This is a genomic window from Streptomyces sp. NPDC050549 (assembly GCF_040655035.1).
Taxonomy (GTDB): Bacteria; Actinomycetota; Actinomycetes; order Streptomycetales; family Streptomycetaceae; genus Streptomyces.
In genome coordinates, this window is the sequence record NZ_JBFAJD010000081.1 from 1 (window position 1) to 12,439 (window position 12,439).

At 68.3% G+C, this 12,439-nt stretch carries 19 protein-coding genes and 1 tRNA gene; 5 read left to right on the forward strand and 15 right to left on the reverse strand.

The genetic code is table 11. The features are described from left to right. Positions 1-404: 404 nt before the first annotated feature. The 4 genes from AB0I51_RS47340 to AB0I51_RS47355 all read right to left on the reverse strand — a co-directional run bounded on the left by AB0I51_RS47340 (position 405) and on the right by AB0I51_RS47355 (position 2,409). Complete coding sequence (locus AB0I51_RS47340) at positions 405-938, reverse strand: DinB family protein (RefSeq protein WP_362985569.1); 534 nt, start codon at positions 936-938, stop codon at positions 405-407. A gap of 124 nt (positions 939-1,062) precedes the next feature. After that, complete coding sequence (locus AB0I51_RS47345; protein WP_362985571.1) at positions 1,063-1,584, reverse strand: phosphoribosyltransferase; 522 nt, start codon at positions 1,582-1,584, stop codon at positions 1,063-1,065. A gap of 2 nt (positions 1,585-1,586) precedes the next feature. Next, positions 1,587-2,162: a dCTP deaminase gene (gene dcd / locus AB0I51_RS47350; RefSeq protein ID WP_019055444.1), complete on the reverse strand. Its 576-nt coding sequence runs from the start codon at positions 2,160-2,162 to the stop codon at positions 1,587-1,589. A gap of 79 nt (positions 2,163-2,241) precedes the next feature. Next, positions 2,242-2,409, reverse strand: coding sequence for a hypothetical protein (locus tag AB0I51_RS47355; protein WP_019070417.1), 168 nt, complete (start codon positions 2,407-2,409; stop codon positions 2,242-2,244). A gap of 262 nt (positions 2,410-2,671) precedes the next feature. On the opposite strand from AB0I51_RS47355, the gene AB0I51_RS47360 reads away from it, so the two are divergent. Next, positions 2,672-2,745 (forward strand) — tRNA-Gly (locus AB0I51_RS47360). A 90-nt stretch (positions 2,746-2,835) separates the two neighbouring features. Here the strand turns inward: AB0I51_RS47360 and AB0I51_RS47365 are convergent. The 11 genes from AB0I51_RS47365 to AB0I51_RS47415 form a co-directional block, all read right to left on the reverse strand. Then, entirely contained in the window at positions 2,836-4,002 is a 1,167-nt protein-coding gene (locus AB0I51_RS47365) for a tyrosine-type recombinase/integrase (RefSeq protein ID WP_362985573.1), read from the reverse strand. Continuing rightward, positions 4,002-4,214 carry an excisionase family DNA-binding protein gene (locus AB0I51_RS47370; protein ID WP_362985575.1) on the reverse strand — a complete coding sequence of 71 codons (213 nt, stop codon included), beginning with the start codon at positions 4,212-4,214 and terminating at the stop codon, positions 4,002-4,004. Before AB0I51_RS47370 ends, AB0I51_RS47365 begins: the two co-directional genes overlap by 1 nt. Next, entirely contained in the window at positions 4,211-5,488 is a 1,278-nt protein-coding gene (locus AB0I51_RS47375; protein WP_362985595.1) for a replication initiator, read from the reverse strand. The genes AB0I51_RS47370 and AB0I51_RS47375 overlap by 4 nt, the downstream gene beginning before the upstream one ends. A 179-nt stretch (positions 5,489-5,667) precedes the next feature. Continuing rightward, positions 5,668-5,910, reverse strand: coding sequence for a SpdD protein (locus AB0I51_RS47380; protein WP_362985577.1), 243 nt, complete (start codon positions 5,908-5,910; stop codon positions 5,668-5,670). A 25-nt stretch (positions 5,911-5,935) separates the two neighbouring features. Continuing rightward, entirely contained in the window at positions 5,936-6,130 is a 195-nt protein-coding gene (locus tag AB0I51_RS47385; protein ID WP_019075277.1) for a hypothetical protein, read from the reverse strand. A 16-nt stretch (positions 6,131-6,146) separates the two neighbouring features. Beyond that, on the reverse strand, positions 6,147-6,338 hold the full coding sequence (locus AB0I51_RS47390; RefSeq protein ID WP_362985579.1) for a mobile element transfer protein: 192 nt from the start codon (positions 6,336-6,338) through the stop codon (positions 6,147-6,149). Continuing rightward, positions 6,335-6,523, reverse strand: coding sequence for a hypothetical protein (locus AB0I51_RS47395; protein ID WP_362985581.1), 189 nt, complete (start codon positions 6,521-6,523; stop codon positions 6,335-6,337). Before AB0I51_RS47395 ends, AB0I51_RS47390 begins: the two co-directional genes overlap by 4 nt. A 3-nt stretch (positions 6,524-6,526) precedes the next feature. Beyond that, complete coding sequence (locus AB0I51_RS47400) at positions 6,527-7,165, reverse strand: DUF2637 domain-containing protein (protein WP_362985583.1); 639 nt, start codon at positions 7,163-7,165, stop codon at positions 6,527-6,529. An 82-nt stretch (positions 7,166-7,247) separates the two neighbouring features. Continuing rightward, a complete protein-coding gene (locus AB0I51_RS47405) occupies positions 7,248-8,630 on the reverse strand; it encodes an FtsK/SpoIIIE domain-containing protein (protein WP_362985585.1) in 1,383 nt (460 codons plus the stop codon). After that, the gene (locus AB0I51_RS47410) at positions 8,630-8,986 is read right to left on the reverse strand and encodes a hypothetical protein (RefSeq protein ID WP_019075282.1); all 357 of its coding nucleotides are present in this window, start codon (positions 8,984-8,986) and stop codon (positions 8,630-8,632) included. The genes AB0I51_RS47405 and AB0I51_RS47410 overlap by 1 nt, the downstream gene beginning before the upstream one ends. Positions 8,987-9,154: 168 nt before the next feature. Beyond that, complete coding sequence (locus AB0I51_RS47415) at positions 9,155-9,943, reverse strand: GntR family transcriptional regulator (protein ID WP_362985588.1); 789 nt, start codon at positions 9,941-9,943, stop codon at positions 9,155-9,157. Positions 9,944-10,053: 110 nt separating this feature from the next. Between AB0I51_RS47415 and AB0I51_RS47420 the strand changes: the two genes are divergently transcribed. From AB0I51_RS47420 to AB0I51_RS47435, 4 genes are all read left to right on the forward strand, one after another. Then, entirely contained in the window at positions 10,054-10,461 is a 408-nt protein-coding gene (locus AB0I51_RS47420; protein WP_362985597.1) for an NUDIX domain-containing protein, read from the forward strand. A gap of 46 nt (positions 10,462-10,507) precedes the next feature. Further along, complete coding sequence (locus tag AB0I51_RS47425) at positions 10,508-10,936, forward strand: ATP-binding protein (RefSeq protein WP_362985589.1); 429 nt, start codon at positions 10,508-10,510, stop codon at positions 10,934-10,936. Next, positions 10,930-11,313, forward strand: a complete 384-nt coding sequence (locus tag AB0I51_RS47430; protein ID WP_362985591.1) for a hypothetical protein — start codon at positions 10,930-10,932, stop codon at positions 11,311-11,313. The genes AB0I51_RS47425 and AB0I51_RS47430 overlap by 7 nt, the downstream gene beginning before the upstream one ends. A 76-nt stretch (positions 11,314-11,389) precedes the next feature. Further along, positions 11,390-12,232 carry a hypothetical protein gene (locus tag AB0I51_RS47435; RefSeq protein WP_362985593.1) on the forward strand — a complete coding sequence of 281 codons (843 nt, stop codon included), beginning with the start codon at positions 11,390-11,392 and terminating at the stop codon, positions 12,230-12,232. The last annotated feature ends 207 nt before the right edge of the window (positions 12,233-12,439 follow it).

A 12,439-nucleotide genomic window follows, 5' to 3' on the forward strand; every position in this document is an offset into this window, starting at 1 on the left:
AGCGAGACGGTGACGGGGGTGTGCCAGCCGTTCGCGGTGCGGGACAGGGAGAGGTCGATGTCGTAGCGAAAGGGCCCGCGGTCGGCGGCATGTCGGGTGCATGATGATCCCGTGATGTCTTGGCTGAGCACCCGCAGCACTTGGTTGGTCATACTGATCTTGTGGGCGACCACGCTGACAGCTGCCCTGATCGGAATCGCGTGCGAACGAACCTTCCTTGAACACCCCCCTCTGAGGCCCTTCGCCTCCAACCTCCCCATGACAGTGGGCGGCACCTTCTTCGTCGCCGCCGTCACGGGCAGGAGGTTGCGTCACAAACGACGCCAGCAGGAACGATGAGGCGGAGCCGGTTGCCGTACAGCAGCGAAGTACGGCGACCGCCGCGCCCGGAGGTGTGAGGGGACTCAGCTCTGCGTACTGCCGTCGATGAGCTCGCGGATGACGTCCGCGTGGCCGTTGTGCTGGGCGTACTCCCTGATCATGTGCATCATGATGCAACGCACGTCCAGATCCCCAAATCGGTGGTGCGTGCAAACATCGTCCAGTGAAACCCCGGCGAAGATCGCGCGGCTGCGCTCGCAGGCGGCCAGGTAGCGCCCGACGTCCTCGGACAGCGTCGCGCCGCCATCCAGCAGGAAGTCACCGTCCCTGCGCTCCGGCCAACCGAAGGGCGCGGGTTCCTCGCTCTGCTCGATGACGTTGACAAACCAGACGAACTCGACCTTGGCGAGATGCCGCACCAATCCGTGCAAGGTGGTGAGGGACGGAACGACACGCCGGGCAGCCTGTTCCTCGGTCAACCCATCGAGCTTCCTCAACAGTTCGGCGCGATGGTAGTCGAGCCACCCTGCCAAGGCCTCACGTTCAGGCGCGATGGTGCGCAGGTCGACGGGCTTCAGCGGCGAGGCGAAGGTCTGCGGCCCAGAGGCGTCATTCATGGGCGCATTCTCGCAGGCGAGGTCAACGCCCGATCCTGACGGGGACATCCTGCGGTACCGCACGAGAGCCCCCTCGATGATCTGTCGAGGGGGCTCTTCCTTCGGCCGACGGGGTACCCGCAGTTCAGACCGCTTCCTTGTTCGACTTCGCCGCTTCCCCCGACCTGTGCACCGGAGGCAGAACACTCCACGGGAAGTTGATCCAGTCGTCGGTCCGCTTCCACACGTACTCGCACTTCACCAGCGACTGCGACTTCTCGTAGACGACCGCGCTGCGTACCTCGGCGACGGTGTCCAGGCAGAAGTCGCGGACCAGTTTGAGCGTCTTGCCGGTGTCGGCGACGTCGTCGGTGATCAGGACCTTCTTGGAGGAGAAGTCGATCGCGTTGGGGACGGGTGCGAGCATCACGGGCATGTCGAGGGTGGTGCCGACGCCGGTGTAGAACTCCACGTTGATCAGGTGGATGTTCTTGCAGTCGAGGGCGTAGGCCAGCCCGCCGGCGACGAAGACCCCGCCGCGGGCGATGCTGAGGATGATGTCGGGCTCGTAGCCGTCGTCGGCGATGGTCTGCGCGAGTTCGCGGACGGCGACCCCGAAGCGTTCGTAGGTCAGGTTCTCCCGTACGTCCATGTCCGTGTCTCCCATGCTCACACCTGTGTCCGGTGGAAGTTGAGGAAGGAGCGGGAGGCGGTGGGGCCGCGCTGGCCCTGGTAGCGGGAGCCGTAGCGCTCGCTGCCGTAGGGGAACTCGGCGGGCGAGGTGAGCCGGAACAGGCACAGCTGGCCGATCTTCATGCCGGGCCAGAGCTTGATGGGGAGTGTCGCGAGGTTCGACAGCTCCAGTGTCACGTGGCCGGAGAAGCCGGGGTCGATGAAGCCGGCGGTGGAGTGCGTGACGAGCCCGAGGCGGCCGAGGGAGGACTTGCCCTCCAGGCGCGAGGCGAGGTCGTCGGGCAGGGAGACGACCTCGTAGGTCGAGGCGAGCACGAACTCGCCGGGGTGGAGGATGAACGGCTCGTCGCCCTCCGGTTCCACCAGCCGCGTCAGGTCCGCCTGCTCGATGGAGGGGTCGATGTGGGGGTAGCGGTGGTTCTCGAACACCCGGAAGTAGCGGTCGAGGCGCACGTCGACACTCGACGGCTGCACCATGGATTCGTCGTAGGGATCGATCCGGACCCGCCCGGCATCGATCTCGGCCCGGATGTCCTTGTCTGAGAGAAGCACGCCCCGAGGATACGCAAGACGCGCGGACCGACCACAATCGGACGGACCCGCGCGCCAGCGACTGCCTACCGTGTAACCGCTACTGCTTCTCCAAGGTCACCGGCACCGCGCTGCGGAGCCGGGCACACCGTGGACACCGGACGAGCCGGCCGGGGCCGAGCCGCTCGGCCTGCTGCATCGGGAACGAAGCGGTGCTGAACACGTGCCCATCGGCACAACGGACGACGGTGCGCTCCATCAAGTCCATGAGTCCCTTCCCCAAGAGCCACGTCCGGCTGCTGCTCGCCGGACGCCAAATGCCACATTACGGGATGAAAGGAACGACTCTCCAGGCGGCACTCCGTCCCACCCGGACCCTCTTCCACGCCTCCACCGTATGCCCCAACTCCGGTCCCCCGCAGCCGCGTCCACCCTCCGAAACACGACCGTCACCCCCCGCCTTCAGCGCCGCGAGCCGGGCATGAGGTAGAGTGAGCGGGCATTCGACACCGGCTCAACCGGCGTCTTACGCGGGTGTAGTTTAGTGGTAGAACATCAGCTTCCCAAGCTGAGAGTGCGAGTTCGATTCTCGTCACCCGCTCCAACACGAACCCCCAGGTCGATGACCCGGGGGTTCTTTGTTGTCTAGACCAGTGGGCGGGGTGCGCACCACAACCGCACCATAAGGGCGCTGCTAGCTGCCGGTGGGCTCCTCCTTGTGGTGCGCGCTGCTGTCGTTGTGGCTCTTCGCACGTTCGGCGCGGACCATGTCGTCGAGCCCGGCCGCCAGGTCGCGCTGCCGCTCCTCGTCGGAGTGCTGATAGATCAGCGCGGCCTTCTCGGAGGACTGGCCGGCGCGCACCATCGTGTCCTTGAGGGTGGCGCCCGAGCGGGTCGCGAGCGTGTGTCCGGTGTGGCGAAGGTCGTAGAAACGGAAGCCGTCCGGGAGACCGACGACTGTGCGAGCCCGACGCCACTTCCGGCCGAAGGACGTGCGGCGGAAGGGAGCTCCTTTCTCTCCGACGAAGAGCAACCCGTCCGGCCCCTTCTCCGCGAACCACGCGAGGTGTTGCTTCACGTCCTTGTGGAGGAAGGCCGGGAGTACGACGGCACGGACACCGGCGTCGGACTTGGTCTCGCCGGGAGCGCGCTTTCCGTTGGTGCGTTCTGGCTCGGCGACGCGGACGCGGATCACGAGATTGTCGGGGTCGACGTCCCGGCGGCGGAGGCCGGCCAGTTCCTCGGGGCGCATCGGGCCGTAGGCGCCGAGGTAGACCATGAGACGCCAGCGGATACCGATCGCATCGGCGAGGGCGTCAACCTGGGCGACGGTGGCGATACGGCGTTCGGCGGCTGACTCTTTGCCTGCGCCCTTGATCCGGCACGGGTTGCGGCTGATCAAGTCGTCGTCGACTGCCGTCTCAAGGATGCCCTTGAGGAGGCGGTAAGCCTTGGCGACGGTCGTCTTGGCTTTGGTGGTGCGGAGTCGCTCAGCCCGCCATTCGCGGACGCGGGGTGCGGTGATCTCGTCCAGGTCGAGCGTGCCGAAGGTCGGCAGGATGTAGAGCCGGAGAAGGTGCTTGTACAGGTCCTCCGTGCGCACGGCCAGCTCTCGCTCCTCGACCCACTTCTCGGCGTAGACACGGAAGTTGACCTCTCCGGCGTCGGGGGCGCGCCAGTCCCCTCGGGTGAGGTCTGCCTCTACCTGGGACAGCCAGACTTCCGCGTCCTTCTTGGTCGCGAAGGTCTCGTCCGCGCGGATGCGCTCGTCGTCGGGCCCGAGGTACGACGCGGTCCAGCGGCCGGAACGGTACTGCCGCACGGCGCCGAAGCGGCGTCTCCTTCCCTTCTTGTTAGCCATCAGGCGACCCTCCGCAGGCTGGTGCGACGGAGCCGGATCGGCTCCACCGTGCGGGACTGGATGAACTCTTCGACTGCGCTCACCGGGATGCGGACGTGCCGGCCGACCTTCACGTACCGGATACGTCGCTCCTCGATCAGCCGCCGGGGGAAGCGGGCGGTGGTGCCGAGTAGCTCGGCGACTTGGTCGACGGACAGGTAGCGGTCGGTCACTTGGTCGGTTCTCCTTCCGTTCCGGGGGCGGGTTCGAGGGACTCGGACAGCCAGGCTTCGGTGGAGGAGAGGCCGGTTCCGGCGAAGGCCCAGTGGGCGAGGACGTAGGTCGTGTTGGGCTGGCGTCCTGTTGGTGTGGTGGCTGCGGCTTGGACGCGGCGCCATTCGGCTCGGGCGTCGCGGAGGGCGCCGAGGGTGGTGGAGTAGCGGCGGGATTTGGTGGAGAAGTGGCCGCGGAAGCCGAGCATGTGGGCCCAGGCGCGCAGGCGGAGGTGTTCGAGATCCTTGCGGGCGCCGAGGGTCCAGGCGGTTCGGATGAGGCGGCGGGCGTGGTCGCTGATGTCGAGGTGGGCGAGTTCGGCAGCGAACTTGAGCGGGCGGTCGAGAGCTCCCGTGGCTGTTTCGGCGCCCTTGGTGGCGTACTTGGCGATGTAGGCGGCGACGGCTCGTTCGGTGAGTTCCTGGCCGTCGTTGAAGTCGGCGGATCGGATGGTGCGGACGTCGAGTTGGCGGCCGAAGGTGAACGTGTGGGTGCGGTCGTCGATGGTTGGGCCGTCGACGCGGATCTTGGCTGTCGCGGTGCGGATGGCGTCGGTGAGCAGGTCGGCGGTGGCCCAGGGTGGGGGTGGGGTGTCGCCGCCGGTGGGGCCGTCGATGCGGATGACGGCGTGGAAGTGGACGGCTCCGCGTTTCTGGTATTCGGCGACCTTGGCGAAGGACACGCGTGCGTGGTCGCGGAACCGGCGTTGGGAGAGGCCTGCGCGCTTGGCGATCTCACGGCGCAGGTAGGTGGAGAAGCGGCGCCAGAGGGGACCGGCGTGGGCGTTCCAGAGGACGGCGGCTTCGTAGTCGTAGGTGTCCGGGTTGAGTGGGGTGCCGAGGGTGTCGTCGTCCTGGGCGTGGTGGGTGCCGCAGCGGCAGGGGCGGCCGTCGGTGCGGCGGTTGTGGACCGGGCCGAAGCCGGGGGCGGTGAAGGTGGCGAAGACGCGGGGGTGGGTGGCGACCTGTTCGGGGGTGCCCTTGCCGCCGCGCAGGCCCGACGTGATCAGGTGGAAGGTGTCGCGGCGGTAGACCTCGGAGCAGGCCGCGCAGCGGGTCGTACGGCGGTTGTTGCAGCGGACCAGGAGTTGGCCGGCCGGGAGCGTCGACGAGTCGAGGTGGTGGAGGACGGGGCCGATCTCGCCGGTTGTGGTGTCGACGTCGTATTCCGTGCGGTGGCCGTCGAGGCGGATGGGGTTGGTGCAACCGCCGAGGCCGGAGAGTTGGCGGAGGATACCCGGGAGGGTGCCTTACGCGGCCAGGTTCGCTAGTTCGGGGAGTGGGGCCGGGGTGGGGCGGGTGAAGATGGCTTGCTCCTTCTGGCTGGCTCGGTCAGGAGAGACGGGCCCCGGGGCGGCGAAATGCTTGGTCGTGTGCCGCCGCCCCGGAGGCCAGGGGTATTTCCGGGGGTCGTTCAGCGGCGGTGGTCGCGGAGCATCGAGCGCAGGACCACGGCGGCGATGGCCACGGAGATGGCCGTTACGGCGACGGCGGCCAGGAGCGCGGTGAGGACGACTCCGCCGACGACCAGGGCGACGACCGTGTTGCGGTCGATGGCGACCGGCGGGAGCGAGCGCCGTACGGGCATCGGGTTCGCCGGGGTGTGGGTGTGGGCGGGCGGCGGGGTCGGGTTGTCGGGGTACTTGGGCAGGAACACGGCGAACCCTCTCTCATCTACTCGTCTAGTCATGTGAGCCGTTTACGACACCCACGCCGGAACGCGTGCCGGACTCGATGGCGGGGGCGAGGAAGGTGTGCGAGAGCCAGAAGCCGAACAGGGCAATCAGCACGACGATCCAGGTGCGGACGCCGAGGAACTTGACCGCTCCCCAGGCGAAGAAGCCGAGGACGACGACGAGCGGCAGGCTGACGGTCACGGAGTGGAACTCCCTTTCAGCGGACGGGGCAGCGGTGGGTGTGCGCGGCCAGTTCGGCGGCGGCGCGGCTGTCGTAGTCGTGCGAGGCACCGCAGCGCGGGGCGGTGCAGGCAGCGGTGTGCTTCTCGCGGCCCCGGTCGTCGTAGGACGTGGCGACCTGGACGGGGCCGATGCGGATGACGTTGCGGAAGCGGCGGTTGGGGGTCACGGCTGGTTCTCCTGTCGCAGGCTGGGGGCGGGGAACTCGGCGAGGATGCGGGCAGCTTGGGCAGGGTCCGAGGTTCGGTCGGCGGCTTCCTCGGCGAGGAGGCGGGCCAGTGCCCATCGGTTGCTGTGGGCCATCTCTCGGGCCGCGTCGAGGTAGTCGGCGGCGGTGTTGAAGGTGAGGGGCATGGGTCAACTTCCTGTCGGTGTGAGGTGGGCGGCGATGGCTTCGGCCATGGGTGCGGGGACGCCGAGGCGGGCGCGGAGGGTCGGGGTGTCGATGGGGGTGCCGGTGCGGGTGTGGTGCTCGGCGGCGACCTTGCGTGCGTGCTCGATCAGGGCGGCCGGAACAGGCACGGCGGGGCGGTTGGGTGGTGCCTCGATAGCTGGTTGCGCGGGCACCTCGGGCGGGGGTTCGGGAGCGTCCTCCTGGACGTCTGCGGCCTCAATGTCGTTGATTGCTGGGGTCGTTGTGGTGTGGGCGAGGAGGGTTCCGCCGAGGAAGGCAACGGCGGGCCAGCCCGCCACGAGGATGCGCAGCCAGGCGGGGACGTCGCCAAGGTCGAGCAGGCCGGCGGTGGCGACGTTCGCGCCGAGAGACGCGGTCAGCGCGATGACGAACCAGCACCAGCCAGAGGCCTTCGCGTGTCCGGTCCGCAGTCGGCGCCAGGCGGCGACGAGCAGGAGATCGACGCTGATCGGATAGGCCCACGCTTTCCACCCGTCCTGCCCGGCCGCCGAGGCGATGTCGTGCAGGTGGGCGAAGGAGAGGGCGGCGGCGATGAGGGCTTGGACGAGTACCGCGTCGACGCGGGCCAGTTGGGCGCGCATGATGCGGCTCCTTCCGGGTTCGGGCATGGGAGGGGTAGGGACCTGGCGCGAGGCGGTCACGCCAAACCGGGGTGGGAGATGGTCAGTTGGTGGCCGGGCGCGGCTGGACGTTCGCGCCCGGGGTCGCGGCCGAGCGTACGGGTGCGTACGGCTGGAAGCGCTTGAGTGCGGGCAGGTCGGGCACCAGGTGCGCTGAGTCGCGGCAGATTGCAGCGGCGTCGCCGAGGGACAGGTACGGGGTGCGGATGCGGGACCAGCCGCCGGAGGTATCCCCCGCTACGGCGAGGCCGGGGCGTTCCGGGGCGATGGCGCAGGCGGCGCCGACGGCTTCGGGTGCGATGTCGCCGAGTGCCATTTTGGCGGAGGCTTCGTCGTTGACACGGTGGCAGACGCGGCCGGTGAGCTGGGCGCGGAGCATGGTGGCGCCCTTGCCGAGTTCGGCGCCGAAACGCTGGCCGCAGACTTCGAGGTAGATGCCGGCGGCGCGGCCGAGTTGGGCGAGGCGGATGAGCTGGGTGACCATTTCGTCGCGGCGTTCCTCGTCCTTGCGGGTGGCGACGAGGAAGAGTTCGGCGACCTCGTCGACGAACAGCACGATCGGGACCGGGCGTTCGCTCTCCGGGAGACCCCAGATGTCTGAAGTGATCTCCTCCTCGGGGGTGTTGGGGGCGATGCCCTGCCTGGACTTGATCAGGTCGTAGCGGTCCTCCATCTCGTCGATGAGCGCGGGCAGCAGGTCGGCGGCCTGGTCGGGGTCGGTGGCCAGGGCCGAGAGGCGGGCAGCAAACGGGGACAGTTCCACGCCGCGCTTGCAGTCGATGCCGACCAGGGCGACCGGCTGGCGGGCGAGTCCGGCGACCAGGTGGCGCAGGTACATGGACTTCCCCGACAGGGTTGCACCGAGGGTGAGTTGGTGCGGGACGGTGCGGTAGTCCCGTACGAAAGGAGTGGCATCCTCCCGCAGGGCGACCGGCACTTTGAGGAGGCCGGACGGGAGCTTGCGGGTGCGGGGCATGCGGACCCGCCGCAGCACGTCGTAGCCGACGAGGCGGAGTTCGACGACACCGGGCTTGAGAGTGGTGACGTAGACCGCGTGAACTCCCCAGGCATGCCGCAGCCGTTCGGCGGAAGCGGCGACGTCGGCGGGTTCCTGGCCCGGGGCGAGCCGCAGACGTATCCGCAGCCCGGTCGAGGTGGGTCGGATGATGCCCCGGCGGGGCGGTACGGGCCGGACCTCGCGGCGGGTGGTGGCCTTGACGGCGAGGATGCGCAGCCGGGACGGGGCGACGGCCAGGCCGCAGGCCTCCATGACCGAGCCGTACGAGCTGAGCAGGCGGGTGGTGGATATCGGCAGGCCGATCGTGGACCAGTACGCGGCCGGGTGCTTGGCCCGGGTGTAGGCGCCCCCGCCACCGAGTGCGGCGAGGGGACCACCCACCTCCAGGAGCGTCGCAAGGTCGTTCATCAGGCAGCGGCCTCGGCGACGGCCGGGAACGCGGCCGGAGTGACGGCGGCGGCACGGAAGGCGATGCCGTGGCGCTGCTGCCCGTTGAACACACTCTCCCAGGGACGAGCGACGAGCCCCGGGAGCGAGACCGGAGCGCCGAGCGCCAGCCCCTCGGACACCCCGCCCTCCGGGACGGTGACCTTGATGAGGGACGACTCGCCCTCCTCGATGTAGACGACGCCGAGCGTCATCAGCGCCTCACCGCTGACGGCGTCCTTGGCAATCTCGCCGGTCTGACGGTCGCGGACCTTCGGCTCCGGGGCCTCGGTCAGCAGGATCGTCGCGGCGGCGGTCTCAACACGGATGGTACGCAAGGAAGTTTCCCTATCTACTCGTCTATACATGTAGCGATCCGCGAACCCGATCTCCGGGTTCGTGCGGACCACCCTGCCACACAACTTGCCCACTCGTCTATACGAGTATGCATGTTGGGGTGTACGAGTTCGGGAAGCGTCCCCAGCGCACCACCGCCCATCACGCGATCAGGTCGCCGGGAGCTGGTACGACAGCACGTACGCGTCCGCCGCCATGACCGTGTCGCAGACCTCCACCGCCCGCCCCTCCGTGTCGTACGCGGTGCGGACGAGGTGGATCACGGGCACACCGGAGGCCAGCCGGAGCGTCTTCACCTCGGTGGGCGAGGGCATCCGCGCGCGGATTTCCTCCTCGAAGTGGTCGAGGTGGTGGCCGAGTTCTTCGAGGCGGGCGTAGATGCCGCCGGGGCCCGGGTTGGGTTCGGCGATCTGCGTGCCGCGCGCGATGTCGAGCGGCAGGTAAGAGGTGGCGAACTCGACCGGCTTCCCGTCGAGGAGATACCGGCGCCGCCGGGCAAGCACGCGCCGCACGGAACCGAGGCGGGTGGAGATGTCCTGACTGGCCTTCTCCTCCTTCACCTCCAGACTGTCGACCTGGGGATGGCTGCCGGCGGCGTCGGCCTCGACGATGAACGCGGATTTGCCCTGCTCGCGGTGGCGGCGGGCGAAGCGGTCGGAGGCGAGACGCCGCACGGGCGGCCGGGGCCGGACGAAGACGCCCTTGCCGTGCTCGGCGTGCACCAGACCCTCGCCCTGGAGGACGGAGAAGGAGTTGCGGACGGTCATCCGGGAAACCCCGTAGTGCTCGACGAGGTCAGCTTCGGAGGGCAGCTTTTCGCCCTCCTTGAATCGCCCACGGTCGATCGCCTCGCGCAGCTGGTCGGCGATCTGCCGGAAGACCGCACGATCACTCGTGGGGTCGAGATCGCCGAGCAGGCCGGAACGGAGAGGGCTCACAGTGAGTACTCCTTTAGGTATCTAGACGAGTGGGCGAGTGTTGTTGCTACGGTGGAGAGCCTAGCCAGCCGGGAGGGCCGAGGAACGTGAGCACTGACCGTCCGCACTCCGTGAGCGTCGCCGGAGTCATCGTCGACGACCACGGCCGCGCCCTCCTGATCAAGCGCCGGGACAACGGCAAGTGGGAGCCCCCGGGCGGTGTCGTCGAACGCGAGGAGACCCTCCCCGAGGCTCTGCAACGCGAAGTCCTCGAAGAGACCGGCATCAAGATCGCGCTTCCGGCAACCCTCACCGGCGTCTACAAGAACATGACGGGCCTGATCGTCTCCCTGGTCTTCCGCTGCCAGGCCGCCGACGGCACACCCACCACCGGGGACGAGACCCGCGCACTGCGCTGGGCCACCCGTGAAGAAGTATCCGAACTCGCCGACGAGGCATACGCGATCCGCGTCCTGGACGCACTCGACGCGGCGTCTCCGCCGGCCATCCGCGCCCACGACGGCGTGAAACTCGTCTAGCCCGAACCCGCTGCACATGGCGGCCTACCAGCACGAAGGAACTTGTATGCACGAGTATACGAGCACTGCGCGGGTCTGGGGACTCACTTGCCCAGGTTTCCCGGAAGAGGTCAGCCGGGCCCGCCGCTGGACCCGCGACATCCTGCGCGGTTCGCCGTTGGCCGAGGACGCGGAACTGATCGTGAGCGAGCTGAGCGCGAACGCGATCCTGCACACGGCCAGCGGGCGGGAGGCCGGCACCTTCCACCTGGCGCTCGCGGTGTCGTCGCAGGTGGTCGCCCTGTCTGTGACGGATGGCGGGGGCGCGGAGACGGCTCCGAAGGTCGAGCACCGGGGCCAGGAGGCGGAGCACGGCCGGGGGCTGGGCATGGTCAGCGCCATCGCCCACCGGGTCGTGGTCCACGACAGCGACGGCGGCCACACGGTCACCGCGGAGCTCTTCACGGACGTACGACGAGGAGGGCACCCGTGCTGAGTACGACGATCGACCCAGGCTTCTGGTGCGAATGCTGGACCCGGCACCTGGACGTCGACCGGCCGCCAACACTCTTCGGCTCCTACGACGCGCACACAGAGGTCGAGGCGAACAACTGGGTCTCCGAGATCCTGCGCACCGTCTCACCGGCACTCGACTCCGACGCCTCCCAGGAGGCATGGGACCGGCTCTACGACCACCGCGTCAACACCCGACGGGCCCTGTTGCGCCGCGTGCCCTGGACGGTGTCCGTCATCCACGCCCGCACACTCATCACCTGGACCGTAAGCCCGGTAACCTTTCTGCCGCTGGCGCACCGTCAGACCACAGAACTCCCCACATGCGCATACGACTTCAAGCCCCACAGGTCCGCTTGACGCTCGGCACCTGGCTCAGATGCTCAACTCGCACCTGATCTCCCCGATGGGCCAGGCATCGGGCATGCTCAGCCCTGTGAGCACCGACAGCAGAGATCACCCTTTGAACGGCACCAACGCCACCGAGCACAGTGTCGGTGCAGACCTGCCCAGGACAATTGCCTCCCTGGACGAGGCAGAGACGTACCGAGTCCTAGTGACGGCAACGAACTGGGCCGCCCTCGGGCACGCCTACGGGTCGGCCGCTGAAGCACCCAAAAGGCTGGCCGAACTCCTCGCCCAGGACCAGAGCGTGAGGACCAAAGCGCTCGACTACCTGCACCACGCCCTGCACCACCAAAACACCCTCTACGAGGCGACGGTGCCCGCAGCACTGTGCGTGGCCGCGATCGTCCCGAATCCACGAACCACGAGCACTGTGGACAAGGACCACGACTCGTTCCCCGGATGCATGCGCACCGAACTGCTTCTCTGGATCGCCTCAGTGGCCGGCGAAGTCACAGACGAGGCCGAAGTCCACAGTCGGCGGCACGGATTCCCCCTCGACGACTACCCTCCGGCTGTCGGCATCCGAAGGATTCGACCGCAGCTGTACTCAGCAGCCGTGGCATACGTCGACGACACCGACCGGCACACGGCCGAAGCGGCGATCACAGCGTGCATTCGCCTCCTGGACGATGCTCGCCTGCTGCACCACCGCACAGCACTGATACCCGCGATCCGGCAGACCCTGGGAACCAGCGAACTGTGGCAACACAGAGAACGAGCCATCGACGCCCTCGACACATGGGGCGAGGACTCCACAGGCCTGGAAGGCCAACAGAACCCCTTCCTGTTCTGTGACAGTGACACACCAGCGGACAGCGCCTCGTGGCCAATGGACACAAGCGGGGGCTACAGCGAACCGCCACCGTTCTAACGCGTCTCAATGATCACGACCTTGCCAACCAGGTGAGTTACAACTTTCTCTACTGGTTCAAGGCGGCTCGCTCCGCTCCCCGCGCGCGGCACGGCCCCCGGCCGGGCCTGCGCTCCTAATGGCGTCGTAAGACGTTGGTCTTGATCCTGCTGGCGAACGTCTTGAGCGAACCGGCATGCGGTGATCCGTAACCGCTCCTGAGGCCTG

Bases quoted from the DNA above. Each gene is read 5' to 3' on its own strand.
- AB0I51_RS47340 (WP_362985569.1), bottom strand. From the start codon at position 938: ATGAATGACGCCTCTGGGCCGCAGACCTTCGCCTCGCCGCTGAAGCCC.
- AB0I51_RS47345 (WP_362985571.1), bottom strand. From the start codon at position 1,584: ATGGGAGACACGGACATGGACGTACGGGAGAACCTGACCTACGAACGC.
- AB0I51_RS47355 (WP_019070417.1), bottom strand. From the start codon at position 2,409: ATGGACTTGATGGAGCGCACCGTCGTCCGTTGTGCCGATGGGCACGTG.
- AB0I51_RS47365 (WP_362985573.1), bottom strand. From the start codon at position 4,002: ATGGCTAACAAGAAGGGAAGGAGACGCCGCTTCGGCGCCGTGCGGCAG.
- AB0I51_RS47395 (WP_362985581.1), bottom strand. From the start codon at position 6,523: ATGCCCCTCACCTTCAACACCGCCGCCGACTACCTCGACGCGGCCCGA.
- AB0I51_RS47400 (WP_362985583.1), bottom strand. From the start codon at position 7,165: ATGCGCGCCCAACTGGCCCGCGTCGACGCGGTACTCGTCCAAGCCCTC.
- AB0I51_RS47405 (WP_362985585.1), bottom strand. From the start codon at position 8,630: ATGAACGACCTTGCGACGCTCCTGGAGGTGGGTGGTCCCCTCGCCGCA.
- AB0I51_RS47425 (WP_362985589.1), top strand. From the start codon at position 10,508: ATGCACGAGTATACGAGCACTGCGCGGGTCTGGGGACTCACTTGCCCA.